27 protein-coding genes, 1 pseudogene and 1 riboswitch are annotated in these 26,829 nt (G+C 39.7%); of the genes and pseudogenes, 10 read left to right on the forward strand and 18 right to left on the reverse strand.

Annotation, left to right across the window (positions count from 1 at the left end):
• Window positions 1-15 precede the first annotated feature (15 nt).
• Both PY092_RS09550 and PY092_RS19670 read left to right on the forward strand, forming a co-directional pair.
• Window positions 16-891 (forward strand): ABC transporter ATP-binding protein, encoded by an 876-nt coding sequence (locus PY092_RS09550; protein ID WP_275615623.1) that lies wholly within the window; start codon window positions 16-18, stop codon window positions 889-891.
• On the forward strand, window positions 888-4,049 hold the full coding sequence (locus PY092_RS19670) for an ABC transporter permease/M1 family aminopeptidase (RefSeq protein ID WP_275615624.1): 3,162 nt from the start codon (window positions 888-890) through the stop codon (window positions 4,047-4,049). The genes PY092_RS09550 and PY092_RS19670 overlap by 4 nt, the downstream gene beginning before the upstream one ends.
• A gap of 161 nt (window positions 4,050-4,210) precedes the next feature.
• Here the strand turns inward: PY092_RS19670 and PY092_RS09560 are convergent, their stop codons facing one another.
• The 18 genes and pseudogenes from PY092_RS09560 to metE form a co-directional block, all read right to left on the reverse strand.
• Window positions 4,211-4,663, reverse strand: a complete 453-nt coding sequence (locus PY092_RS09560) for a GNAT family N-acetyltransferase (RefSeq protein WP_275615625.1) — start codon at window positions 4,661-4,663, stop codon at window positions 4,211-4,213.
• 40 nt (window positions 4,664-4,703) lie between these two features.
• Window positions 4,704-6,188, reverse strand: coding sequence for an amidohydrolase family protein (locus tag PY092_RS09565; RefSeq protein ID WP_275615626.1), 1,485 nt, complete (start codon window positions 6,186-6,188; stop codon window positions 4,704-4,706).
• A gap of 41 nt (window positions 6,189-6,229) precedes the next feature.
• Entirely contained in the window at window positions 6,230-7,159 is a 930-nt protein-coding gene (locus PY092_RS09570) for a TolB-like translocation protein (RefSeq protein WP_275615627.1), read from the reverse strand.
• A 39-nt stretch (window positions 7,160-7,198) separates the two neighbouring features.
• Window positions 7,199-7,594: a hypothetical protein gene (locus tag PY092_RS09575; RefSeq protein ID WP_275615628.1), complete on the reverse strand. Its 396-nt coding sequence runs from the start codon at window positions 7,592-7,594 to the stop codon at window positions 7,199-7,201.
• 56 nt (window positions 7,595-7,650) lie between these two features.
• On the reverse strand, window positions 7,651-7,935 hold the full coding sequence (locus PY092_RS09580) for a hypothetical protein (RefSeq protein WP_275615629.1): 285 nt from the start codon (window positions 7,933-7,935) through the stop codon (window positions 7,651-7,653).
• Window positions 7,936-7,986: 51 nt separating this feature from the next.
• A complete protein-coding gene (locus tag PY092_RS09585; protein ID WP_275615630.1) occupies window positions 7,987-8,436 on the reverse strand; it encodes a GNAT family N-acetyltransferase in 450 nt (149 codons plus the stop codon).
• Window positions 8,437-8,540: 104 nt separating this feature from the next.
• Window positions 8,541-9,383 carry an NAD(P)H-binding protein gene (locus PY092_RS09590; protein WP_275615631.1) on the reverse strand — a complete coding sequence of 281 codons (843 nt, stop codon included), beginning with the start codon at window positions 9,381-9,383 and terminating at the stop codon, window positions 8,541-8,543.
• An 8-nt stretch (window positions 9,384-9,391) separates the two neighbouring features.
• Window positions 9,392-9,901: an anthrone oxygenase family protein gene (locus PY092_RS09595; RefSeq protein WP_275615632.1), complete on the reverse strand. Its 510-nt coding sequence runs from the start codon at window positions 9,899-9,901 to the stop codon at window positions 9,392-9,394.
• Between the two features lie 7 nt (window positions 9,902-9,908).
• Window positions 9,909-10,316, reverse strand: a complete 408-nt coding sequence (locus tag PY092_RS09600) for a DUF5367 family protein (RefSeq protein ID WP_275615633.1) — start codon at window positions 10,314-10,316, stop codon at window positions 9,909-9,911.
• A gap of 91 nt (window positions 10,317-10,407) precedes the next feature.
• Entirely contained in the window at window positions 10,408-11,262 is an 855-nt protein-coding gene (locus PY092_RS09605; RefSeq protein ID WP_275615634.1) for a helix-turn-helix domain-containing protein, read from the reverse strand.
• Between the two features lie 375 nt (window positions 11,263-11,637).
• The gene (locus PY092_RS09610) at window positions 11,638-12,618 is read right to left on the reverse strand and encodes a transporter (RefSeq protein ID WP_275615635.1); all 981 of its coding nucleotides are present in this window, start codon (window positions 12,616-12,618) and stop codon (window positions 11,638-11,640) included.
• Window positions 12,619-12,621: 3 nt separating this feature from the next.
• Window positions 12,622-13,668 carry a cytochrome-c peroxidase gene (locus tag PY092_RS09615; protein ID WP_313790218.1) on the reverse strand — a complete coding sequence of 349 codons (1,047 nt, stop codon included), beginning with the start codon at window positions 13,666-13,668 and terminating at the stop codon, window positions 12,622-12,624.
• Between the two features lie 55 nt (window positions 13,669-13,723).
• Window positions 13,724-14,524, reverse strand: coding sequence for an MbnP family protein (locus PY092_RS09620; RefSeq protein WP_275615637.1), 801 nt, complete (start codon window positions 14,522-14,524; stop codon window positions 13,724-13,726).
• Window positions 14,525-14,688: 164 nt separating this feature from the next.
• Window positions 14,689-15,057, reverse strand: a complete 369-nt coding sequence (locus PY092_RS09625) for a hypothetical protein (protein ID WP_313790219.1) — start codon at window positions 15,055-15,057, stop codon at window positions 14,689-14,691.
• An 87-nt stretch (window positions 15,058-15,144) separates the two neighbouring features.
• Window positions 15,145-15,636: a PAS domain-containing protein gene (locus PY092_RS09630; RefSeq protein ID WP_275615638.1), complete on the reverse strand. Its 492-nt coding sequence runs from the start codon at window positions 15,634-15,636 to the stop codon at window positions 15,145-15,147.
• 32 nt (window positions 15,637-15,668) lie between these two features.
• On the reverse strand, window positions 15,669-16,052 hold the full coding sequence (locus tag PY092_RS09635; protein WP_275615651.1) for an acyl-CoA thioesterase: 384 nt from the start codon (window positions 16,050-16,052) through the stop codon (window positions 15,669-15,671).
• A 96-nt stretch (window positions 16,053-16,148) separates the two neighbouring features.
• Window positions 16,149-16,427: pseudogene (locus tag PY092_RS19675) on the reverse strand (cysteine-rich CWC family protein); the annotation flags it as partial.
• Window positions 16,343-18,664 carry a 5-methyltetrahydropteroyltriglutamate--homocysteine S-methyltransferase gene (gene metE / locus PY092_RS09645; protein ID WP_275615639.1) on the reverse strand — a complete coding sequence of 774 codons (2,322 nt, stop codon included), beginning with the start codon at window positions 18,662-18,664 and terminating at the stop codon, window positions 16,343-16,345. The pseudogene PY092_RS19675 and the gene metE, both read right to left, overlap by 85 nt.
• Before the next feature lie 161 nt (window positions 18,665-18,825).
• Window positions 18,826-19,030, reverse strand: a riboswitch (cobalamin riboswitch).
• Window positions 19,031-19,647: 617 nt separating this feature from the next.
• Here metE and PY092_RS09650 point away from each other — a divergent pair.
• From PY092_RS09650 to PY092_RS09685, 8 genes are all read left to right on the forward strand, one after another.
• The gene (locus PY092_RS09650; protein ID WP_275615652.1) at window positions 19,648-21,219 is read left to right on the forward strand and encodes a tetratricopeptide repeat protein; all 1,572 of its coding nucleotides are present in this window, start codon (window positions 19,648-19,650) and stop codon (window positions 21,217-21,219) included.
• 97 nt (window positions 21,220-21,316) lie between these two features.
• Window positions 21,317-22,420, forward strand: coding sequence for a serine hydrolase domain-containing protein (locus PY092_RS09655; protein WP_275615640.1), 1,104 nt, complete (start codon window positions 21,317-21,319; stop codon window positions 22,418-22,420).
• A gap of 23 nt (window positions 22,421-22,443) precedes the next feature.
• On the forward strand, window positions 22,444-23,304 hold the full coding sequence (locus tag PY092_RS09660; RefSeq protein WP_275615641.1) for an SDR family oxidoreductase: 861 nt from the start codon (window positions 22,444-22,446) through the stop codon (window positions 23,302-23,304).
• 19 nt (window positions 23,305-23,323) lie between these two features.
• The gene (locus PY092_RS09665) at window positions 23,324-23,707 is read left to right on the forward strand and encodes a hypothetical protein (RefSeq protein ID WP_275615642.1); all 384 of its coding nucleotides are present in this window, start codon (window positions 23,324-23,326) and stop codon (window positions 23,705-23,707) included.
• Window positions 23,704-24,321 (forward strand): CatB-related O-acetyltransferase, encoded by a 618-nt coding sequence (locus PY092_RS09670; protein WP_275615643.1) that lies wholly within the window; start codon window positions 23,704-23,706, stop codon window positions 24,319-24,321. The genes PY092_RS09665 and PY092_RS09670 overlap by 4 nt, the downstream gene beginning before the upstream one ends.
• Window positions 24,322-24,585: 264 nt before the next feature.
• On the forward strand, window positions 24,586-25,230 hold the full coding sequence (locus PY092_RS09675) for a hypothetical protein (protein ID WP_275615644.1): 645 nt from the start codon (window positions 24,586-24,588) through the stop codon (window positions 25,228-25,230).
• A 96-nt stretch (window positions 25,231-25,326) separates the two neighbouring features.
• On the forward strand, window positions 25,327-26,286 hold the full coding sequence (locus PY092_RS09680) for an alpha/beta fold hydrolase (protein ID WP_275615645.1): 960 nt from the start codon (window positions 25,327-25,329) through the stop codon (window positions 26,284-26,286).
• Window positions 26,287-26,302: 16 nt separating this feature from the next.
• Window positions 26,303-26,791 (forward strand): serine hydrolase, encoded by a 489-nt coding sequence (locus tag PY092_RS09685; protein ID WP_275615646.1) that lies wholly within the window; start codon window positions 26,303-26,305, stop codon window positions 26,789-26,791.
• Window positions 26,792-26,829: the final 38 nt, after the last annotated feature.

The raw sequence follows: 26,829 nt of genomic DNA on the forward strand, positions 1-26,829 counted from the left end.
CAACATATTTAAATCATGAATACATTAAAAATCGATAATGTATCCCTTGTGTACAGCAATGGGTACAAGGCGCTTACTGCCTTAAATCTAGAAATACAAAACGGAATATTCGGACTCTTGGGGCCCAATGGTGCAGGTAAGTCTTCCCTGATGAAAACCATTGTTGGACTGCAAAAACCAACGGAAGGGAGCATCAGCTTCAATGGTGCCAACGTGGTCCAAAACCCACTGGATATCCAAAAGCATTTAGGCTTTTTGCCTCAATATTTTGGGGTTTATCCCAAAGTATCCGCTTATGACCTTTTAGAACACTTGGCCAAGCTGAAAGGAGTCTCGAACAAGAAGCTACGTCATGATCAAATCATGAATTTATTGGAAAAAGTGAATTTGACCGATGTCAAAAACAAAGAGGTCCATACGTTTTCCGGTGGCATGAAACAACGTTTCGGAGTGGCTCAGGCATTATTGGGCGAACCCAAGATCGTTATTGTAGATGAGCCCACAGCTGGATTGGACCCAGAAGAACGAAATCGTTTCAATACACTGCTCAGTGATATCAGCGAGGACATCATCATCATATTGTCCACGCACTTGGTGGAAGATGTAAGGAACCTCTGTTCACAAATGGCCATCATTAAAAAGGGCCATGTTATTTCCCAAGGAGTGCCTAACGACTACCTCGATCAATTAAATGGAAAATTGTGGAGCAAAGCGACTTCCAAAGAAGAACTGCCCAACTTGGAGTCCCACCATCAAATCATAAGTAAGCAATTGGTGGAAAGGGTCATGCACATCACCATTCATGCCGATGATTGCCCTGCTGGTTTTACGGCCACAGACCCCAGTTTGGAACACGCCTACTTTACACATTTAAACACTACAGCACTGTGAAAACGATCATCTTAAACGATATACAGACCATTGTAAAGCAAAAAGCAACTTATGCTGCCCTACTGGTCTTTGTGGGCATCGGATTCCTGACCGGGTTTAAATTCAATATTTCAGTCGGGGATGAGCTTGCTGGGAATGCCTCCTACTCGGTTGGTTTTATGATCGGGTTATTGAGCCTAGCCATCATTTTAATCGCCACTGTACTGGCATTTTCACTATTGTTCAAAGAGCAGGATGCCAACTATGGTTTGATTGTTTTTTCCACTCCCATCAAGAAAAAAGTATTTGCGCTTGCCCGCTTCTGTTCTTTCTACCTAGTTACCTTGCTCGGTTTTTTTACCTTGATCATAGGGTACATGGTCGGACTCCATTTGTCTAAAAATGCCCAAATGAACCCAGGCTTTAACCTATGGCACTTTACATACCCTTTCTTGATATTTGGAGCTATCAACACCTTGGTCGTGTGCTGCATCCTGTTCTTTATTGCACAAGCTTTTAAAAATAAATTACTGGTAGCCATTTCCGGTCTATTACTGTATGTGTTTTACATGATAGCCCTGATGTTCTCCAATGCTCCTTTTATGGCGCAGGCTATGCCACAATCTTTGATGGTACAGCGTATTTCCGCCTTAGTGGATGTTTTTGGGCTTTCCGGGTACTTTTTTGAAGCCAAAGACCTCAATGTTTTTCAACGGAACAATCAAGTTGTTCCCCTTACCAATCTATTACTTATCAATAGGTTGATATTTACCCTTTTCTCCCTGGGCGTGGTATATTTAGGAGTTCGTTCCTTTTCCTTTCTACCTAGATTTAAAGGGAAATCTCAAAAAAAGAGCTCAAACTTACAGCAAAATACACGACTACTACCTTTTTTCACGACAGCGACCACATTTAACCGAAAATCAAAGTGGCAAGCGACATTCTCGGTCATCAAGGTTGATTCAATTTATATCTTCAAAAGCATTGCTTTTGTGGCCATTTCCATATTACTTCTGTTTTATGTTGGGGTGGAAATGTTCGATGATATCAATAAAGGGGTTCGTATGCCTCAACTTTATGCCAGTTCTGGACTTTTGGCGCAAACCATCAACAATACGTTCTATGCGTTGGGAGGTTTGATTCTGGTCTACTTTGTAAACGATATCTTTTGGCGGAGTAAGGCCAGTGGGTTTTCCATTATTGAGAACACTACCTATCATGTGGCCGAAAAACGTACTGGTCATATCGGAAGCATTTTCTTGTTGATACTATCACTAACTGCAATAATGCTTATAGAGGCCATTGTTTTTCAGTTGGTGTTCAGGTTCCCTATTTTTGATTGGGAGGCCTATGTTGGGGTATTCATTTTTAACACACTCCCCTTACTGTTGTTTGCCTTGTTTTTGCTTTTCATCAATACAATCAGCAAGAACAAAGCCATCGCCCTGGGGATTTCTATCTTGAGTTTTTTGCTTTTCGCGACACCCATTTCAAAAAGTATCATAGATAATTCCCTGTTCCGTTTCTTCTCAGGTTATCGTGGAACTTACAGCGATTTTCTTGGCTATGGAGCCTACCTATACCCATTCCTATGGCGACTCGTTTTTGGGTTTTCTTTTATCAGCATTTTATTCCTTGTGTACGATTTGATCAAGTCTCGCCCAAGAAAATTGGCGACAGGAACCGGAATTACCATTTGCATGATCATTGCTGTCTTCAGTGGCTCAGAATATTTAGAAAACCATATTCCACAAAAGAAGAAAGAGGAACAAATCGCAGAGCGTGTTTCCTACGAAAAAAAGTATCGAAAATATCAACATATAAATCAACCCATCATCAAAAAAGTGGATACTAAAATAAATTTATATCCAAATGAACGGTCCTATACCATTCAAGGGGAGTATATCTTAAAAAACCCCTATATGGAACCAATTGATTCTATTCTGATTCATGTTCCAGAGGATTTTGAGATCCAATCCCTTGTTTATCAATACAAAAATGAAACAATTCGCGTGGATGAGCCGATTTCTGAGTTGTATTTAAATCAACCCCTTCAATCAAATGATTCTGCAAAACTATCTTTTGAATTGTCCTACAAATGGCATCCTATAAACAGCCATGACCCTTTCAATGCCATAGTTGAAGAGGGTTCATTTATGAGAATCAGTCGGTATTTTCCTCAATTTGGATATGATGAAGGGAAAGAACTCGCCGACATCCGGTTGAGAAAAAAACATGGGTTGGGCACATCCACTGAGCTACAAAAGCTGGGAGCACCTAAGGATGTTATCGTTGATGCCATTGAGCTCAACATGCAAATTTCCACACCAAAAAACCAAATAGCCGTAGGTACGGGAGAATTACAACGGCAGTGGCAGATTGATGGTAGAAATTTTTATGAATACGCTGCAGCATCCATTCCGTTCCGATTTGCCGTTTCCTCTGCCACTTATCAAACAAAAAGTGTAAAGCATAACAATATTGATATTACGGTCTATCATCATCCATTGCACAAAAACAATGTTGACCATCTTATTGAAAACACCAAACTTACCTTGGATTATTGTATCGAAAATTTTGGTCCCTACCCCTTTACATCCATCAATTACTCCGAAGTCTCATCGTTCACGCAAGGTTTTGCCGGAACCGCCTACCCAGGAACCATTTTCATGACGGAGAACATGACATTCAATGCCAATCTCGGTGCCGGGGACAATCAGGACGTAGTGAACGAACTTGCAGGCCATGAGGTGGCCCACTTTTGGTGGGGTACCAATCAAATTGTGCCCGACTACAGGGAAGGTTATTCCATGCTGACCGAAAGTTTGGCCATGTACACCGAAATGATGATCTATAAAAAGATGTATGGAAAGGAAAAAATGATGGAACGTGTGGCCATCCATCAGCAGATTTATGATGCCGAAAAGGGATTGCATGAAAAAAAATCCTTGCTTAAAGTGGCTCCAGGAGAAACTTACTTGGCTTATTCTAAGGGTGCGATTGTATTTGTGGAACTGAGTGAGTTGATTGGGGAAAACCAATTGAACAAGGCCTTGAGGAGTTTTCTGGAAAAAAACAGATATCCCGGTGCAAAACCCATCTCCACAGATTTATTGGAAGAAATACTTGAAATGAGTGACAATTCCCATCATGAAAAGATAAAATCACTTTTTGAGTAAAAAAATTGATTGGGCATCAACCATTACAATGAAATCATGTTTGCCGTATGGACTATTTCGAGCCATTTTCTCCATTGTTTTTTGTTTTTTGGACAAAATTCCTCAGCTTCTTTCATTCCCGATCTTGATTTTTCTCAAATGCTTACAGTAAGTGAACTTCTTTAAAAATGCATTTTCATGCCTTCGTGGGTGGCTTTGAACCCAAGGGACTCATAAAATCGAATGGCGTCCGGGCGTTTTTTATCAGTGGTCAATTGCAGTAAATGGGCATTACGTTCTTTTGCCCGCTGGATGGCCCACTCAAATACGGTTTTTCCGATTCCAAGACCCCGATGGTCCCTATGTACGCGTACACCTTCAATCTGAGCTCGAATACCGCCTTGGTACGTTAGATAAGGAATAAAGGTCATTTGAAAAACCGCAATGATTTGCCTTGCTTTATTTTCAACCACTATCAACTCTTGGTTTTGGTCCGAATCAATTCGCTCAAAGGCATCAAAATAAACTTGGGGCAAAGGGATGCTGAAATTTTCCCGTTTACTGCCCAAGGTGTCGTCTGCAATCATTCCTACAATTGTCTGAACATCTCTGGAGGTTGCTTTTCTGAATTGCATGGTTTTTAGTGTTATTATGTATTTTAATTATACTATGGTTCTACTCTGCACCCTTCTGGGCAGAAAATGTCTTTCTGTCAAAAGGTATTCCATTTATGATTACTTGTTCAATGTCATTATATGCCGTAATGTCCTGCAAAGGATTTTTGTTCAAGACCAAAAGATTGGCCTTCTTTCCACTTTCCACGGTACCGTAGAGTTGATCAAGGTTGAATGCTTTTGCATTCTCTATGGTTGCCATGGCCAATATTTTGCTTGGGGGAACCCCTGCCTTTTCCATTTCCAACATTTCCAGATAACCATTGTACCCTGGTGGATTGCCAAAGGTCGGGGACGATGGTGTATCAGTCCCGAATAGGATATTGCCACCATGGTCGAACATATATTTCAAATTGATTTTTCCTTGGTTGGAAATTCGGTTGAAATTGGTTGCAATGATATTCTTGGGAGCACCACCAAATACGTTGGCATACATGACATTCGAATTTGCTTTATAATATTCAATCAAATTCTTTGGGAACACATGCTCCAATTCCGGGTTATTCAGGTAATCGGAATCCGTGAGTTCCCTCAATCCATTTATCACTTGCAAAGTTGGCATATAACCCACATTGTTTTCAATCTCAACATCCAGTACTTGTTTGATTTCTTCTGGAATCGCATTGGTTGAATCCAACCTATGACTTCCCCAATTCCAAAGACCATGTGCCACAATATCCACCTTCGCATTTCCTAGAAATTGATGGGCCTCCAGAGAATTCCCATGAACCACCAAAACCAAATTGTTTTTATGTGCCTCTGTTTTCAATTCTTCCATTAAAGCTTTGGAAGGGGTCGGAAAACGAGGTTGCGTTGGGTCAAAACCGGGCTCATAATAGGTTTTTAAAACTATGGCTCCTGATGCTGCTATTCTTTCGGCTACTGCTTTTGGTGTATGGTTTTCTTTCAAATATTTTTCAGGAATGGGATAGTCCTCATTTTCTTGATAAATGAAATTGGGGATGTCATCTTTCCAGTTGGATAGCCCGTAGCCATTTCCTATTACAGCTCCTCCTCCAGCATAATAGAGGTCTGGTCTTATTTCCGTTTTTTGAAAATCAGTTAACCTTTCTGGTTTGGCGGTCCCAAGATCTATCAAAGTGGTGTAGCCAAAATAGAGGTAGCTTTTAGGAAGTTGCTCCCTGAACTTCTTTACAATTTCTGGATTGTCCAGTTCCTCTTCATCCGAAAGCGCATCCGTTCCAGTAACATGTACATGACCATCAATAAGTCCAGGAATGATATATCTTCCTCTCGCATCAATAATTGTAAAACTCCCCTTTAGGTTAGGTTTATCTTTTCCAACATAAACGATTTCATCTCCATCCACTACTATAAAATTATCGGGGGACATGGTCTGGTTTTCAGGGGAGGTGATCTGGGCATTTTGAATAAGCAACCCTTTTTCCACTAAAATTCCAACCTCGCTGGTTTTGCAGGATATCAAACTGAAAATTGAAAGCAGTAATACTATTGTTTTGTTCATTATATTCTTTTTGGTTAATCTTCACGGACTAATTTGCAGTATTAGTTACCACTTATATCCTTCTCCATTTTTTCTTTTATGGACCTGAAATCCACCCAATAAATATCACCATCATCATCTACTCCTCTATGAAAGAACAAATACTTGCCATCTGGCGAAACACTTGCCGTCATTTCAGTTTTATCCGTGTTTATTTTCGGTCCCAAATTATAGGCCTTCGTCCACTCGCCGTTTTTATTAAAACTAATATATAAATCACTCTCACCATACCCTGAATCATGTTCAAAATCATAAATCATATAACTTTCGTCCGGCGCAATAAATGAATGAGCTATCAATTTTCCCGAAGTATTTATTCCCCCATCCATTCTATTGATACTTTTATATTGACCATCTTCCTTAACCGAATTATAGATAACCCAATCTTCTGGTCTATCACCTTTTTCTCCAGTGGTAAAATATAAATTACCATTCTCTGACGATGTTAAGTACATTATTACAGACCTGTCCACAAATGGTTTTTCCAATGGTTTTGGCTCACTCCAACCGCTGACGCTTTTTTTACTGTACCATTGGTGCAACCCTGTTGACCCGATTGTATCGTTAAGGGGTCTTAAACTTCCAAAATATAGTTTATCACCTTTAGGGCTGATATGGGGCTCAAAATCCCATCCCTCGGTTGTAGTGAAAAATGCTGATTTTGGTTTAGACCACTCGCCATCAATTAATTTCATGGCATAAATTTTATTGTCTTCTTCTGGTTTTCTCCGCGTAAAATACATTTCGTCCATTTCTGGACTGAAGGTGATTGCGAAGTCCATCGCTTCATCCATTGAAACAATCCCTTCTCCAAAAACCAAGGGAATATCTGTTGGGATTTCATCACTGAGCAACGTAAGGTTTGATTTTTCACTTTCCTGACATGATAAAATCAAGAAAGTAAAAATGATAAATGCCAGTATTTTTTTCATGTTCGTTTTTTTTTGATTGATGCTATATTACCTAAAAAACTACTGCTTCAATCTTTTGTTCCAAACCATAATCAACAATAGAAGGATGAAAGCAATTCCAAATCCCAATATTCCAATATTTACCCCCAAAAACGTTTTTTCGCTACCATCCAGGTATTTCATGGATCCCCCGTAAAACTCTTTTACACTGAATGCCAATAAGAATCCTCCGGTAACCAACATACTCAGTATCGCACTGATTTTTACGTCCTTTTTTTTCCAGACCAGCCATAGGCAAAAAAAACCGATTCCAGAGTTGGTTATCAATTGCCAGACCTCGTGGATGCGAACATGGGGCGTCCAATCCGGATTGAACACATGGGTATCGTTGATTTCCAAAAATGGGACTGCAATGGCGTACAGTACAATGCTAAAAGTGATGATAATTCTGTTCATGGTGCCGATACGAAAGTTATCTCTTACAGTAATTGATTTTCAATTATTTTATAAGTTCAGTAAAGGTTCTTTGTCATATCCTTTATACCAACCTCCGGTAAAAACTGATCGGAAATCGTGAGAATGGCATGCAGGTTGTCCCGTAACCTATCCAGCTTTATTTCCTCTGGGTTTATAGAAGTTTGCAGAAGATGAAGTGCCATGTCCGCAAGAAGCAACCGTTGTTTTTCCAGCCATTCCTCATCGTTTTTAGTTGCTGGGTGGTTCAAATAAGCCGTTTCGACCTTACTGTGTAATTCCCAGCTGGTTTTTATCATTTCTGCTCTTTCTTCTGTTGTCATACCTATATTTTTCATGTCGATATTGGGCAATTTGTTACGCTCGTCTTTTGGTTAAATATTTTTCAACTTCATGTGTAAAATAGGATAAGGTTTGCCAGATGCATCCAAAGCTGAACGACCAACCACCTCGAAACCATAATGCTCATAAAACCCAAGCGCTTGTTCGTTTTGTTCATTTACATCCACCTTTTGTACCTGCAATTTATCTATAGCATGATCCAGTAATTTCCTCCCAATGCCCATCCCCCTACTGTCAGGATGGATAAAGAGCATCTCAAGATTGTTATCGGCAACACCCGAAAACCCTAGGATGTTTCCTTTGCCGTCCCTAGCACACCTGAGTTCAACAGCATCCAGATAGGTATTGAGAATCAGTGGTTTGAAATAGACAATATCCTCTTCTTTCAAGAAGTCGTGTGTTGCCCGAACCGAGGCTTCCCATACTTCCACCAATATGGGGTATTCGGATTTTTGAACATGGTCGATTTTAAATGGTTTCATAGGTTTACTATATGTCATTAAAAACAATGCAAAGTTACATTTGCTTGTATAAATTAAGATTAACCCAAGTCAATAAACAAGTCCAACTCTTCTGAAAACAAATATTAGGCAATTGGTATTCCATTTTTCCATACTCCTGTTATGGCTGTTTCATTTACATAGTCAGTAAAACTCTTAGGCTTGCGTTTGAGTACTTTTTCAATGTCATTGGTGATTTCGGAAACCATAGGGTTCCCCAATACCTCTGTGAACAAATATTCCACCAACCAAACAAAGTCTGCTGGTACACCTTGTTCCTTCATGGCCGACACATATGCTTCAATGGTAATTGGAGTAAAGGCAATATCTCTGTCCGTGGCTTTGGCAATTTCCGCTATGGCTTCTTTGAATGATAAGGTGGTAGGGCCGGTAAGTTGGTAAATTCGCCCATCATGCTCCTCATGAAGCAAAGCTTCGACGACCACATCGGCAATATCTCCCGTATCCACATAAGGCACCGGCACATCTGCCTGTGGCAAGGCAACAAATCCTTGCTGTATAGGCTCCAAAAAGAAGCTTTCACTAAAGTTCTGACTGAACCAACTTGCACGTACAATGGTATAGTCCAATCCTGAGTTTATGACCACTTGCTCACAAAGCTCAGCTTCTCGTTCTCCTTTACCAGAAAGCAAGACCACTTTTTTCAAGTGCTGCTTCTTTGCAAGGTTGATCAGGTTTTCGATGGAGTGTTTTGCTCCTGGCACTGCTAAATCCGGTTGATAGGTAATGTACATTTTGTCCACTCCTTCAAGAGCTTCTTCCCATGTATCCCCATTATTCCAATCAAATGCCGGCTGTGATGACCTTGAACCGATACGTACGTTCTGGTTCAGTAATTTTAAACTATCCACCACCTTTCGTCCTGTTTTCCCGGTTCCTCCGATGATTAAAAAATTGTCTTTTTTCATGATTGTAATTATATATAAGTGTTGATTTGATTTTTCAAAAGGGTAAGAATCAGAAGTATGAATGATAGTGTGGACGCAATGGTCCTTATCAAGTGTAATCTGTTCCATTTATTTTCAAAGTTGTTTCGCAATGCCCCTAACTTTTCTGGGGAGGATGTTTGCAAATCGGTACTTTCCAATAGTTCGTTCAGCGGCACATTACCCAATATGGTAACGATCACGACCCCTACTATGTAAAGAATTCCCGCTGCAAAAAACATCCAAAAAATGGTGTTGGGCTGATTTCCATTGAGATATACATTGCCCGCATGGCCGAACAAGGGTCCAAAAAACACCACTAGAAAAAGAGGATTGATGATGGCTCTGTTCATTTCTTGAAAGGATTGCAAGTATCGAAGGTCATCCAATCGACCTATCCCCGGAGTTACCGCATTGGTCCAAGTAAAGCACAATCCTGCGGTTAATCCCGTCAGTAATACGGTGCTGATTGTAATGATAGTATTAATGTGGAATTCCATAAGAGTCTTATAATTGTTTTATGGATTTTTGTTGTTCAGGACGGACTTTGACATACCAATAGAGGGTGGCAACCGCCACAAATTCCAATGCTATCAACCAGAAATCGGTAGAACCAAAAAAACTGGTATAGCTTCCACCGTAAGGGATAATCAGCATGGGGACAGTAATCAAGGCATCCAATGAGGCGCTGGCCAATAACATCAACAATCCCAGAGCAATTCCATGAGTGGATTTCTCTTGTTTATAATAAACCCATGTTCCCAACCATACTAAAGGTGGAACAACCAATGCCAATCCGATATTGGCCTGTACGTAGCGATCTTCCATAATCGGCAACATGTAAATGGCCGAAAAGGCAGAAACTCCAAGAACCCAAACTAAGATTCCGATTCCCAATGCTTTTACTGTTTTCATCTTTCCTGTTTTTTTGATTACAGGACAAAACTACACCGACAGTCAAGCCATTATTTATTCTAAAAGGAGTATGATTTGTTGGAAAGGGAGTTTACTTGATCTGGCTGGGTCTGTACCCAAATTTTTTCTCAAAGGCATTGGAGAAGGAACTCAGGCTATCGTAACCCACATGCCAAGCTGCTTCCTGTACGGTGGCTTCTTGGTTCCTTATCAGTTCATGGGCGGTTTTCAGTCTTTCGTTCTGTAGGTATTTGAATACCGGTACACCAAAGAGTTCCTTAAAGTCTTTTTTAAGGTTGTAACTGTTCAATCCTATTTGGCGAGAGAGCTCTGAAAGAGAAGGTGGATTGTCCAGGTTATCGATCAGGATTTCCTTGGCCCTGTACAACTTGTCCCGTTCTTCAGTGTTGATTTTTTCCGTTTGCATGGTGGCCAATTGCCCAAAAAAATGGGATAGCAAGGCCGTCATTTGGCTTCGGAAAAACATCATTTTGGTTTTCCCGTGGTATTTCATATTGAAAACCGAATCCACAATCTGGTCCATTTCGGGAGTCATAAAAAATCGTGGACCTTCCACATAGTGATCGGAAGGATTTACCAATTGACTCAATAAGGAAGAAAAAATTTCCCCTTCTTCATTGGGTAAGTTGTCCAAGTTTCTCAAAGCCGTTGCAATAAGAACACAACGCAATGGCTTTTCCGGAGAAACGGTATGCTCGAATTCAACATTCGAGTCTGCATAAAAAGATAGGGCCAGCCCTTTTGTATGATTGAATTCCTTGGATTGTGAACCATATTTCACTTTTAGATCCACATTTCCAGAACCGTAAAAAGCGACAGCAACCACAGGTTCATCAAAGCGGCAAGCATCCACAACAATAGTATTGGTAGTGGCTTCTTCGACTAAAATCGTAAAATCGTTGATATCAATGTAATCCCGGGTCATCGTACTTGGAAAAATCTTTTAAAGATAAAGAACCTATGAATTTATGGCAATTGTTTCTTTCAAGGGCCAACCACTACCATTCATCAGATATATCAATCAGTGAAATCAAGTATGGCACAGCAAGCATGAAACCCTTTAAAACCAATCATGTCCATAAAAAATAAAAAAGGGTTTTGGTGCAGACGGGAATCGTTTGACTTGGGTAAATGCTTTGGGTTTAGAGCAAGCTACAGGTACACTGACCGTTAAGTAACGGGTTCAACTTGGGCCACGCCCACGAAACCTCCACCCAAAATACCATTGAAGGTTTTGTCATCAAGGTTGAAATATGATAGAATGCCAAGAAACCAATGGCTTCTTGGCGCTCTTTATATATCAAATATTTATGTTCATGTATACTGAAATCCTACTCTTTGCCTCTACCTTGCCTCCATTCAGGTCTTGTGATATAGGTAGCATAGTGGAAACACCCAATGCCAATGACCTATAATTGACCTCAACACCGGCCTTTCCAAAAAAGGCATTGCCCCCAGTATCATGGACCTTCAATCCATATTCCTCGTTCTTTTTAAAATATTCTCCCCCTAAACCAATTTGTGGAGTAAGGGCAAAATCATTCCCAAAGTAGTAGGTCTTGTATGTACTGATCGCATAATTGAACTGGTTTCCAAAACGATACTCTTTATCATTTTTTGATTTCAAGGTATAGTTGGCCATAAGGGACATACCCCAATTGCGATGGTTTGCACCATAATTGACCGCCAAAAGATAGTCCCAACTGCCCGTGCCCAATTGGAAACTCGGGTTTACGCTACCTTCGAGATTTTCCTCATCAAATCTACCTGTTGGCATTTTAACGCCTCCACCCAATTGCAACGTATGCTGTGGTTTGATGGATTTGATACTGTCCGGTGTTTGTTTCAATATTTGGTAAAAACCAAGTACCGTTGCGTCACCCAATCCATTGATGTGTTGTTCACTGTTGTCCGCGAAGTCCCTTGAATGGAATTGATAGGGTAGTACAGCATTTACCATGAATCGTTTGCCAATGGGCAATTGAGTCCATAGCTGTACCGTATTGAAATTTTCATCGATCCATGGCGAATTGGCAAAAATGCCATCCCTCGAACGATACCGTTGAGAAATATACCTAAGCCCAATAAAGTTGTTGTTCAGACCGGTTCCAAACCCCATGCTCCCGCCATTGCCGCTACAACCACAAACATCACAAAAATCATCGAATAGCATTAGAGTGGCCGAGGTGGTCTGGCAACTGGGTTTTGTGGGCATTTCATTGGCTTTCAGCATATAAATGCCGGTCATGAACAATGAAACTGATATTATAAGTGTCTTCATAAATTAGTATTCTGCAAATCGTTCGTCATTAATAAATTCTTCATCGGTAAGAGTGCCCAAAAATGCAATCAGAGCCATTTTTTCAGCATCGTTCATGGAAATTCCGAAACCTTCTTCGGTTTTGAGCAAAGGATCTAAAGTGGGGGAATCCTGCACACCGTTCTGATAAAAATTCAACACGGATTCCAAACTTCCAAATCTTCCATCGTGCATGTAAGGTGCCGTAAGGGTCACATTTCGTAAGCTGGGGACCTTAAACTTATGGTTGTCATTGACACTGCCGCTCACTTCGGCCCGCCCAATATCATTTATACCAGGGTTGGGAGGAAGTCCGTTGTTCCTGAAACTTCCATCGGAAAAAAGATCGGTAGTATGGCAACTTGCACATTTTTGCTGAAAAATATGCAGCCCATGGAGTTCTTCTTCCGTTAGGGCAACCCCATCTTCATTACGCACATATTTGTCGTATTTTGAGTTGTAGGAAACCATCATTACCATAAATTGGGCAATGGCTTTCAAAAAATTTTCATGGTTGACGCCTCCATCTTCGAAGGCAGCTTTGAACGCTTTTTGATAATCGCTGTCAGCCCTTAATTTTTCCAATACTCCGGTCATCGTCTCTCCCATTTCCACCTCGTTTGTAATGGGGATGATGGGAAACAGATCCAAGTGACTGGTGGCACCGTCCCAAGCAAACTCTGAGAAAAAGGCCATATTGGCTATGGAGGGTGTGTTACGGGTTCCCTCTTTGTCGTCTATACCATGGCTAAATTGATGGCCATGGTGCGTGAAAGAGAATCGTTGTTCATGACAGAAGCCACATGATATAAATCCATTGGCGGACAGTTTTCCGTCGTAGAACAATTTTTTACCAAGCTCAAAACCATATCGGGTTGGCGGGTTTTCTTCAATCTGGTAGACCATTGGTGGAAAATTGGAGGGTATGGCAACGGTAAGACGTTCATTGTCCTCGATATCAATATACCCTCCATCTTCTTCATTACAGGCTACCAGCGTTATGAGCAGCATTGCCCACGCAAGATACTTCATCCTCATATTTTTTTGATTATTGGGCTGTCCTTTTAAGGACAGCCCAAAGTATCATTTAATGTGAACTCCCATCTCCATTGTGGACATGATCCACTGTGAACATATTGGATGTGTTCGTTGCGATTTTTGGTGATTTCTCTTCACTGACCATGATAACCGCTTGTTCTGTTAGCAATATTTTGTTGTTGCCATCCAAAATATTGCCTGCATTGGCCACAAGGTGAACAATTGGGGTCATGTCATCACTTACCAAGGCCTCTGTGCCCAAACTCAAGGTTGTTTCCTTGTAGTTGTCCAAACTGGATCCGTGGCTTCCCATGTGGATTTTAAAATCGGTGGCATCGGTTACTGTTGCTGAGGTAAAAGTACCTTCAAAGTTCAGGAATTTATACCCTGCTTGCCAAGACCACATCATATTTGTGCTCTCGGCCTCTGTTAACAAATCGCCCTGGCCTTCTGCGCCAAGGAGGTATTTTTCTTGATCTACCCCAATCCCAAAAGTCAATGAGGTGTACCTTCCAGCAGGAACATCCACGAGTACTACTTCGGTGTTGCCCGTTTCTTCACTGGTTATAAAGTATCCTTGGTCCTTTGGATAGGTATATACGTTCCCATCTGCATCGGTAAGCCTAAAATTGCTCACAATATAGTTGAGACGGTCAATGGTCAAGGTCTCGTTTTGGGAATTGGTGTAAGAGGAACCGAGAATCAGGTCATCCCCTGCCACACTGTTGTCGAATTCGATTTTCACCATTCCCGTCCCTGTAAGATCATCTCCAGAAGAATCATCATCACTACAAGAGGTCACAATAACAAATAGGAATAGGAAGATGGATAATTTATATAATGGTTTCATTTTAAATTCAAATATTAAGGTTTTGGAATGCACACCCTAGTAGGATGGGAATTCCTGTTTTTTAAAAATAATTGCATAACGGATAATGCACGGTTAGGCACATTGTCCAATATTACTTGTATATAGGGCTTTTGAGAAAAGCCATATAGACCATAAAATTTGAATTAACAGTTGGGTGGATGGAAAATGGGGTTGGTAAATTGTCGAGGTTTACTGGATGTAAATTCTGGCAAACGATCCTTTTTCAAAGAACCCCCAACAAAATCGCACAAAAGGATATCCACAAAACCAATGGGATATTCTTCCAGGTTGATCGACGGCAAATTTTGCTTTTTCTCGTCCTGTTCCTCTTGGAGCATTTTGGCCAAATAACATTTACCATTACAGTTGAGCATTGGCTTGTCCTTGTTCACGCAAAGGTATTCTGCAATATAATCCTGGTTCACCACATATTCGAAAACGGGCAGAACCGGCCGTAGCATGGCCATCAGGTATAAAAGCGTGAACAATATGGGAAGACTACGATTCGTCAACGAATATGATTATGGATTACATGGTTTTGCAAAGATAAAATAGAATTGTAAAGATCTTAAAAAAAACCAGGTTGATCAATATGGTTTCTATGCGGCCAACAATTCCTTTTCCATTGCGATAAAATGCGTCAATTCTTTCTTTGAATCATAAAGAGGGATTATTTTGATTTGACATGTATAGATTTCCCCATTCTTTCGGTAATTCAGGATTGAACCCGTAAATGTATGCTCGGCCCTTAACAACTCCCGAATTTCCTGTTTTGAGTTTTTTGAAGTTAGGGGTCCTTGGAGAAAACTGGGCCTTTTTCCGATGGCAAAACTTTTGGAATAACCTGTCATTTCCTGAAAACCCTCATTTACCCAAACAATATGTTGATCGGGCCGGGTAAGTACCAATGCATCATATGTTTCATGCAGTATCAAGTCTTGGACATGGGTTGCAATATCTGATTTAAGGATTGATTTCAATTGCTTTACATCAGCTTCTTTCCTTAATAGCTTCAGCAATTTGTGATAATTCTCCAGATATATATCAAAACTGACCAATGGGGAAATATATGATTTGACTTCTTCCTTCATTATTATTTTTTAAGTGGATTGTTATTCATTGCTCATAAAACAGAAATGGGTTTTTTGTTTTCATCCAAAGCCACAAAGGTAAACTGCCCGCATATGGCTTTTTCCCTATGGTCCGAATACATTTCTTCCACAAAAATATCGACCTGCACCTTCAAACTTTTGTTTCCCACTTTTACTATGGTCCCCACAAGCTCTATAATGGTCCCGGCTGGGATGGGATGGTCAAAATCGATACGGTCGGTACTGACGGTGACCATTCGTTTTCGGCTGAACCGTGTTGCCGTGATAAAGGCCACCTCGTCCATTAAGCTAAGGGCGGTGCCTCCAAAAAGTGTATCGTAATGATTGACCGTGTTTGGGAAAACAGCCTTGAATATGCTGGTTTTGGATTGTTCTATACGTTCAGTTGTTTCCATTGTTCGTAATCTTTTATAATAGATTCCCAAGATTTTTCTCAGGGATTGTTGTTGTTTCTCGTTTTGGTATTCGGATTTCAGTTTTTCCAGACATTTGGCACAAAGACAGTCATCATATTTTTGGCTGATGTACTCCCATTCTTCTTTACTCAATGTTACGGTACTGCATTGGCAAATGGTAATGGACCCAGCCTTGCATTCAAACTCGGTATCACATCGTTGACAATATTTGCTCTCGTGATGCGCCATTTTTTTTAAGGGGCCGATATGAGGGTCGGCCCCGATTTGTTTTAATTTGATGGCTGACCCACAGCCTCTCTCATCTGCTGGGCCGCGGAGACCATTACCCTTAAGGCGTCCTTGGTTTCCTCCCATCCTCTTGTCTTGAGCCCGCAATCCGGGTTTACCCATAATTTGGATGCTGGCAGCACATTCTCGGCTTTTCGTAATAGTTTCAAAATCTCACCTTCTGATGGAACCCTTGGCGAATGGATATCGTACACCCCTGGTCCAATATCGTTGGGATAATCAAACTCGTAAAAAGCATCCAGCAGCTCCATTTGGGATCGTGAGCACTCAATGGTGATCACATCGGCATCCATGTCCGCAATGCTCTTGATGATATCGTTGAACTCGGAATAGCACATATGGGTATGTATCTGTGTGGAGTCTTTGACCCCACTTGTGGACAGTCTAAAGGCACCGATCGCCCAGTCCAGGTAATGATTCCAGTCTTTTTTGCGCAAGGGCAACCCTTCACGTATGGCGGGCTCATCCACTTGAATGATACTAATGCCTTCTTTTTCCAGATCTAAGACTTCATCCAAAATGGCCAATGCAATTTGCTCGCATGTGGCGGAACGGGGCTGGTCATCCCGAACAAAAGACCATTGCAAAATGGTTACAGGTCCCGTGAGCATTCCTTTTACGGGTTTGTCGGTCAATGATTGGGCAAATGAAGTCCAGAAAACCGTCATGGGGTTTGGCCTAGATACATCTCCATAAATAATGGGAGGTTTTACACAACGTGATCCGTAGCTCTGGACCCATCCATTTTGGGTAAACGTGAAGCCTTTCAACTGTTCTCCAAAGTACTCCACCATATCATTTCTTTCAAATTCGCCGTGCACGGGCACGTCCAGACCAATTTCATTTTGGAGCAATATTGCCTTTTCGGTTTCATTTTTCAGGTAATCAACGTATTGTTTTTCATTGAGCTCCCCTTTTTTGAACAACGACCTGTTTCGTCTCACTTCTTTGGTCTGGGGAAACGATCCAATGGTGGTGGTCGGAAAAAGTGGGAGTTTTAAATGTGATTCCTGCAAAACCTTTCTTTTTTCAAAAGGGGATTGCCTGTGGTAATCGGTCTCATCCAACTGTTCCACCCGTTGTTTTACCGTGGATCTATGGATCAGTTCGGAATTACGTCTCCTTTCCATTGAAGCTGAATTGTCCAAAAACAGTTGATGTGATTCAAAATCGGGGGATAGGGCCAATTTTTTCAAGCTGTGGAGCTCCTCCAGTTTCTGTTTGGCAAAAGCCATCCAGTCCTTGATTTCCTTTGATAGTACTTTCTCGTTCTTTTCAAGCTCCAAATCATAGGGAACGTGCAGCAGCGAACAGGATGGAGAGATAATGATACGATCTTCACCCAATTGTTCCTTAGCTTGTTGGATAAGTCGCAAAGAGGATGCAAAATCATTCTTCCAAATATTCCTGCCATCAATTACGCCCAATGATAGGGATAACTTTTCATTTAGCTTTCCTGAAGACAAAACTTGACCCAACTGATTCGGTCCTCTTTTTAGGTCCAAATGCAAGGCGCATACGGGCAGTTTGACCGCAATATCAAGGTTGTTCCCGAAATTCCCGAAATAACTGGCCAATAGGGCTTTTAGATTTGGAAAGGTTTCGGCAATTTCCCGGTAAACCTTGCCGATGGCCTGTTTCTCTTTATCGGAAAGATCCATTGAAAGAATGGGTTCGTCAAATTGTACCCAAGTGGCTCCTGCGTCCATTAGCTTTTCCAAAATGGAATGATAAACGGAAAGTAGTTTGGGTAAAAGATCGAGTCGGTGAAAGCCCTCTTCTTTTTCCTTTCCCAGCAGTAGGTAGGTTACAGGGCCCAAAAGCACCGGTTTTGTATGTATGCCGAGGGATTTTGCCTCATTGAATTCATCCACTGCCTTATGTGACAATAACCCAAATTCCTGATTTTTGGTAAATTCCGGCACAATGTAATGGTAGTTGGTATCGAACCACTTGGTCATTTCCATGGCAATGACATCCACACCTTCTTTTTGCAAGCCTCTGGCCATTGCAAAATATAGGTCCAAATGGTTTTTCCCTGATTTTTGAACGTTTTTGTAACGTTCGGGAATGGCCCCGATCATTAAAGTGGTATCCAAAACTTGGTCGTAAAACGAAAAATCATTGGAGGGAATAAGGTCAATGCCTTTCTCTTGTTGAAGCCTCCAATTCTCTTTTCGGATACTTTTTCCCGTCTCAATAAGGTCCTCCAAAGAGATTTTGTCCGACCAATACTTTTCGCAAGCTCTTTTCAGCTCGCGGTGGGCCCCAATTCTTGGGTAGCCCAAATTGCTTGTTTCCATTGCTAAAGCTTTTATAAAATTGAATAATTAGATAAAAGCTCCTTAGCTCAACTTCGCAATGCCTTAAAACAAGAGGAACGCGGATGGAGTTTGCCCGGGGTTCCGGGTAAAGTTCAAACGTTCGACCTGCCCTTTACGCGAAGGCACCGTCAAAATCCTACAAAGTAGGAACGATATGGGCAGGTATCCTGGCTTGTTCGATTTTTGCCGCCTTCTCATCTTTTTATTATAAGACAATGGCTCTTATGGCAAAAACACGCTATTCCAAAATGGAATCGAACTTACAGTTGCGCGTCAGCTCGTGATTTACACACGATTCCCTTTTAATCCCGACACGTGTCGGAAACCCTTATCGTTTTGATAAAGAAATTAAGTAAAGAACTTATTTAATGTAAATGTATGGAATAATCCTTTCTTTCCATCGCAAAGATTTTAGAAAAGATATTTATAGTGGACTCAACTATTGAAATGGACCGACACTATATCAGTTAGGATAGAAAGCTGTTTCCAGATATACTTTATACCTTTATCAACCAAGGTTAGAACACCGCAATTGGCCACTTGTTTTGTTTCATGGGTACAGCATTATAGGTACATAACATACTCATCAATGCCATGCCCAAAAATTTGTCGTATGCAGTGCACAGCACAGATTCAAAAGGCTAATAAATTAGGAATAAAATTGAAAAATAAGAACTAAGTTTAACCCACGAACAGGTCAAATACAGACTATTGATTCAACCTGCTTCATGGTTCAATTTACTTAGTTTATCCAATTTATGAGCAATACGCAATCCATAGCGGTTTTACCCTTTGTTAATATGAGCAATGATCTTGACAACGAGTATTTCTGTGATGGTATTACCGAAGAAATTATAAATGCACTAACCAAGATCAACCAGCTTAAAGTTATTGCGAGGACCTCTTCATTTGCGTTTAAGGGAAAAGATGTGGATGTTCGAGAAATCGGAGATCAATTGGGCGTGAATACAATTCTTGAAGGAAGTATTAAAAAATCCCAAGAAAGGGTCAGAATTACGGCCCAATTGATCGATGTTGAAGATGGAACCCACTATTGGTCCAAAAGGTTTGACAGGGAATTGATCGATATATTTGATCTGGAAGATGAAATTAGTTTGGCCATTGCCGAAGAAGTCCGAAACAATTTTGGACATTTTGAAATTCAAGAACATTTAATTGAGCAACCTACAAACAATATAGATGCTTATCAATTATTCTTAAAAGGTCGTTCGCTACAATTAAAATGGACACCGGAAAGCATCAACGAAGCCATATCCTATTACAATCAAGCTATCGCCGTAGATAAAAATTACGCCAAAGCCTATTATGCAAATTTACAATGCTACGGCCTGCTGGCAATGTGGGGTTATGTACCTTATCAAGAAGGGATTGATTTAGCAATAAGCAATTTACTAATAGCCAAAGAATTAGACACCTCGCTACCTGAATATCCATTATCTTATGTTGGTAAATTTTTTTGGGAAGAATGGGATTTTAAAAATGCCTATGACCATATCAATAAAGTCTTAGAAATTAATCCAACCCATATTGATGGTTTGGAAGCTATGGCAGAGTTGTTCATAGCACTTGGTTTTTTTGATCAGGCTCTGACTTACGCAAACAAGCTATTGGAAGTAGATCCGCTTTCGGCGAACAATCATTACACCTTAGCCCATATTCATTATTACCAACGCCGATATGAAGAGGCCCTGGAAAGTGTCAATTATGCATTAACACTTAATCCTGAGCTAGAATTAGGACATCATTTAAAATGTTTTTGTTTGATATGGCTGAATAAAAGACCACTATTTGAAGAATTTATACATAACACATCATTGTTAGAAGAGAAAAAATTATTGTTTGGGCTTATAAATGATAAGCATGTCGAAGTTCCCAATCAAATGATTGAAAAATGGTCACAACTTGGAAACAACAAAACAATGCTAGTCCCTTATGATGTGTTTATTTTCAGTAATTCAAGCCATAAAGAGCCAGCTTTTTCCCTCTTAAAAGAAATGATCGCCCAAAGACGTGGCCAAATCATAAACTACAGACAGGAACCATTTTTGCAACCGCTGCACAAAATAAAGGGTTTTGCAGACCTACACCATTCCAATTTATGTCTTTCAGATATTAAATCCCAAAAGGAAAATGAAGAAAAACCAACTTCAACGATTTTAGATGATGATCAAATAGGAAATTTAAAAGAAAAACTGCTTACCTACTTTGGGGAAGAAGAACCTTATTTGAACCAACAATTAAATTTAAAAGATGTTGCAGAGGTTTTAGGATTGAACACCAATAAAATGTCATTTCTAATCAATCAGGCGTTTCATGCCAATTTTAATGACTTTGTTAATTCCTACCGTTTAAACCATTTTAAAACCATATCACTAGACCCTAAAAATTCACACCTTACCATACTTGGCTTGGCCTATGATAGTGGTTTCAATTCCAAAAGTGTTTTCAACACCTACTTTAAAAAAATGGAAGGAATGACCCCAAGAGCTTGGATGAAAGCCAATCCATCCTAAACTTCCCTTACTTCGTTTCAGATTATAATTTAGAACGATTGACATATCAATCCAGTGGATCTTTGTCCTAAAATCAATAATCAAAAAACGAACAGTCATGAACGTGTCAATTCAACAACGCAACAATTCAATTTCAAAAGTCTTATTACTGCTTTTACTTACTTTATCAACGCTAGTGTCATCTTGTTCCAAAGATGACGATACCGATTCATTGCCCGCTGACTACACAAACGTCAAAAGCGTATTAACTGAAATTGATTTTCAAGGCTATGCTATTGTAACCAAAAACGGAAATGATTTGGTCCGCCAAGGTTTCGGGTTAGCAAATGAAGCTACAGCAATGCCACAAGATGGCAATCTTGCTTACCGCATAGGTTCGGTTACCAAAACACTAACAGCAGCGGCCATAGTGCAATTAAAACGTGATGGTTCAATTACGGGTCTTGACCAAACTTTAGATGAGTTTGATGACGAATTTCCTTACGGGGACCAAATTACAATAGCGCAGTTATTAGCGCATCAATCAGGTATTCCAGATTATCAATTTGTAGTTGAAGATGCCTATGAACAAGGCGAAACTTTAGACGAAGAAGACATTTACGGAATCATTATTGAAATGATCTCTGAAAATGGACTCAACTTCACACCAGGTTCCAATAAACAATACAGCAATTCCAACTATCTTATTGCAGCTTTGTTAATTCAGGAATTATCGCAGATACCTTACCACGAGTACATTCAACAGAATATCTTTAGTCCATTGGGAATTACTGATACGTATAAAGGTACCAACGTCATTGATGCGGATACGCATGCTGAAGGTTATGATAACGGTAACATCAATAGCACATATCCGATGGCCATTGCATTTGGTGCGGGTGATTTCAGCAGTACGCCAAAAGATATGGAATCATGGACCAACGCCGTAAAAACGAATTGGTTTACCGATGCTGAAAAAGCCGAAATATTTGTCAAAAATGTACCAAGTGGCTATGTTGATTTTGGTATGGGTTGGTTCACCACGCAAGAAGGCAATACTACAATGTACTGGCACGGTGGCGACATTAATGGATATTGGAGCATGATCGGTTTTATACCTGAATATGGTGCAACAATTGTTTTGTTAAGCAATCAGCAAGATGATACGGGTACACAACGTAATGCCATTATCGAGCAATTGTTATGGCACGAGTTTAATTAAAAAACTTTCTAAACTTATTAATAATGAAACATACCAACGTATTATTGGCAGGTGCTACAGGCTATTTGGGAAGTTATTTGTTAAAAGTATTGATTGAAAAAGAAAATCAGGTCATCGCAATTGTACGTAACCCAGATAAGCTGAAAATCACCAATGAAAACTATTTGGAAATTAAACAAGCCGAGGTAACAAACCCAAAAACTTTACGAGATATCTGTAAAGGCATTGACACTTTAATATCAACTATTGGTATTACCAGACAAAAAGATGGGTTAACCTATATGGATGTAGATTATCAGGCCAATATGAATTTGCTTGAAGAAGCAAAGAAAGCCGGTGTAAATCACTTTGTTTATGTTTCAGCGATCGATGGCGATAAATACAGGAACTTAAAAATTTTTGAGGCCAAGGAAAGGTTTGTAGATGCTTTAAAATCTTCTGGACTGAACTATACTATAGTAAGGCCGAATGGCTTTTTCTCAGATATGAAGGATTTTTTACAAATGGCCAAATCAGGTCGCATCTATCTATTTGGATCCGGCAACCAAAAATTCAATCCCATTCATGGTGGGGACCTCGCAAGGGCCATTGTGGATACATTGGATGACCGAAATAAAGAATTGACCATCGGAGGCCCTGATATTCTAAGTCTTAATGATATTGGCAAACTCGCTCTGACCACTTTGAATAGGCCCGTAAAGATTATTCATTTACCTGATTGGTCAAGAAAACTGATCCTATGGTTTTTACGAACTTTCACCAGTGTCAAAACCTATGGCCCTATCGAGTTCTTTTTAACTTTGATGGCAGAGGACCATATTGCACCAACCTATGGGGAACATCGTTTAGAGGATTATTACACAGCAGCGGCTAAAAAACCCTGAAGCTTTAAATGGATCAGAAATGAAAATGTCGGAAAAAGTTATTCTAGTTATCTTGTCAGGCTACTGTATATTGCATTTATCCATTCTGTTGCAGATAGTTCCCCACAACATTGTTTGGGGTGGCAAAATCGAATCAATTGAAAGGCTTTATGTATTGGAGGGGCTGGCTTTGGCAACAATGTTATTCTTGATCGCTGTCATAGCCATGAAAAACAGGATTATAAAACCTATTTTTACCAATAAGGCAATAAAAAGGATTCTATTGGTATTTGCGGTATTTTTTATACTGAATACCCTTGGCAATTTATTGGCAGAAACTGTTATTGAAAAAGTTCAGGCCATTCTTACGTTGTACCTTGCCATCATGTTGATCAAATCATCAAAACACAAAGAAACTTCATGAAAATTCCAGATTCAAACACAGTTTTCCCATTGGCCAATTACAAAAATCTTTGTTTTCTAAAAAACTTCATCAACAATCCTAATATTGTTGTGGGCGACTATACCTATTACGATGATTTTGAAGATGTATCCAACTTTGAGAAAAATGTAAAATATCATTTTGATTTTGTTGGGGATAAACTCATTATTGGCAAGTTCTGCATGATCGCCTCGGATGCCACTTTTATAATGAACGGAGGCAACCATTTAACGGAGGCAACAACGGCGTACCCATTTGCCATATTTGGAGGAGCTTGGCAAGATGCCATGAAAGACAAAAATTACCCGACCAAAGGCAACACTGTTATCGGCAATGACGTATGGATAGGACACGGGGCAACCCTTATGCCAGGTGTTCAAATAGGCGATGGTGCCATCATTGCCACAAAAGCGGTAGTAACAAAAAATGTGGAGCCCTATACCATTGTTGGTGGAAATCCAGCTAAACCTATCAAAAAGCGTTTTTCAGAGGACATTATCGCAAAACTATTGGAACTAAAATGGTGGGATTGGGATGTGGAAAAAATCACCCAAAATGTAAATAAACTCACGGGTAATCCAGAGACGTTGCTTTGAAACCAAGAAGGTAGTTCAAATAAAACTTAATATGACGGACAAGGCTTCATAGTTTAACTATGAAGCTTTTTTTGTCGATACCCATTGCCGTACCCTATTCCCTATAATGCCAAAAGACCAATGGGAAGCCATATCCACTGTCATAAAACAAAAAGGTTTGAAATCATAATTCAGAACGATGGGCCTTAGCTTCCAACGTTTCTTTGCATCATCAAATTAAGTTATTCATAAATCAAAAAACGAACAGTCAAACAATTATCAAAAATGAAAAAACTAGTAATCATCTGCCTAACACTTTGTACTTTCAATGTTTTTGCACAGGACAATACGGAATCATTGAACAATAAAGATTCTGAGTTCAAATACAGGGCCAGCTTTCCGGCAATTATCTTGGGCAACATAGGTGAAGGAGGAGAAAGAACAAACACGCAACACATTGAGCTTCATGTAAAACAAGAACTAGATTCCAAGAACATCATTGGGGTAAAATTTGCAACCTGGAGATTATTTCAACCCATGGGTATCCAGTGGTGGGATGGACTTAAAGACAAAATAGATTCTGAAACTGAATTCTATCCGGGTTATCTGAGAGAAACAGGAATAGGAATATCGTATCAAAGAATGCTATGGAAGGGATTATTCGCCTCAGTGGAGGTTTTACCACAATACAAAACCTATTTGGACTTAAACGACAAAAAAATAGCAAATGGATTCAAGCTCTATACGTCTTATCATGTTGGTTACCACATTGCTTTTGGGAAAAAGAAACGAATCTTTGTAGAACCTCAGATCCATTGTCAAAATTGGATGATCGATACGAACACCCCAGCAGAATTTAAACAATTGGATAATAAATGGAAATCCTATTTCCTTTTTGAACCTAACCTTTATGTAGGGATTAAATTTTAAGGCAATTCATAAAGTTCTTACTTAATAAATCAAGACGATTCTTTGCATAAGATATTGGACAATTAAGGTTAATAACATTTTTTAAAATATAGAACCATGAAGCATTTATTCATAACCATTTTTATTGTTCTGTCCCACGGTTTGTTTGGGCAAGAATCAATGGTCGGTTCAAATAATATCGATACAACCCAATTTGTGAGAATAGGTGGCATAGAGCAATTCATAAGTATCAAAGGGAATAAAGGCAATCCACTTATGTTGTATTTACATGGTGGTCCAGGAGCAGCGACCTCATCCCATAGACAACAAATAACCAACATATTGGAAGAACATTTCATAGTTGTTCATTGGGATCAAAGAGGGGCTGGAAAATCATTGAACGCCAATTTGAAACCGCCAACCTTATCAGTGATGAAACAAGATGCCGAAGAACTCTTGCTATTTCTATTGAAAGAGTTTAATAAAGACAGAATTGTATTGGTTGCCAATTCTTGGGGAACCGTTTTAGGGTTTCATCTGGCATTAAAATATCCTAACAACATGGAGTCGCTTGTGGCCATTAGTCCACTGATAAACAATCAAAAAAGTCAGAACTTAACCAATAAGAAGCTTATAAACCATTATAATGAGGATAATAAGATTGAAGCTGTCAAACAACTTAAATCCATACACATACCCTATGAAAAGGTTGAGGATATGGCGATTCAATTTAGATGGATTAGCGATTTTAAGGGAGTTCACATTCCAGATACCGAATTCAACCAATACATGAAATTCTTTAAAGAATGGGAACAGCAATGGATGCCTCTTTATAAAGAACTGTATTCCATTAACTTTTTAAAACATAAATCAGTCTTTAAAATCCCCACATATATTTTAATAGGAGAACAAGATTTAACAACTAGCTTTGAACTTACCGAAAAGTTTTTCAAAAGGCTTGAAGCACCCAAAAAGCAATTGTTTTGGTTGAAAGATGTGGGACACCAAATACCAATGTATAAATCCGAAGAAATGCAAAACTTAATATGCAATATTTTATTGAATGACAATGAGTAATCAAAAAACGAACAACATGAGAAATAGTTTGCCTATGGTCCTTCTCTTTTTTCTTTCACTGTCCTGCTTTGGTCAACAACAAATAAGTAAGGACATCGAAAAATTGTTTTATGCCCAATTGGAAAAAGGGAATATCAAAAACGCCTTCTTACACGTATACTCAAAGTCAAAAGGTATCGACATTCAATTAGCAGATAGCGAGCACAATACGGAAGACCCTATGACCATAGACAATCCCATTTATACGGCCAGTATTACTAAAATGCTAACAGCCGCCGCTATTGGCATCTTAAAGGATGACATGAAATTAAATTTTGAAGACAAGATATACCGGTACCTACCGGAACCACTTATGGCCAACCTTCACGTGTTTGGGGGAAAAGAATATTCAAAAGATATAACAATCGCCCATTTATTGGATAAGCCGGGTAAACTGACCCACCTTCGCCGGATGAAACTGACCATGGCAAATGGACTGCCCAGATTTGATCTATCCTTGGGTTAAACTTAGTTTTTATTTTTCAATTTTCTTCTCATTGATTC

This window comes from Flagellimonas yonaguniensis (assembly GCF_029193885.1).
Classification (GTDB): Bacteria; Bacteroidota; Bacteroidia; order Flavobacteriales; family Flavobacteriaceae; genus Flagellimonas; species Flagellimonas yonaguniensis.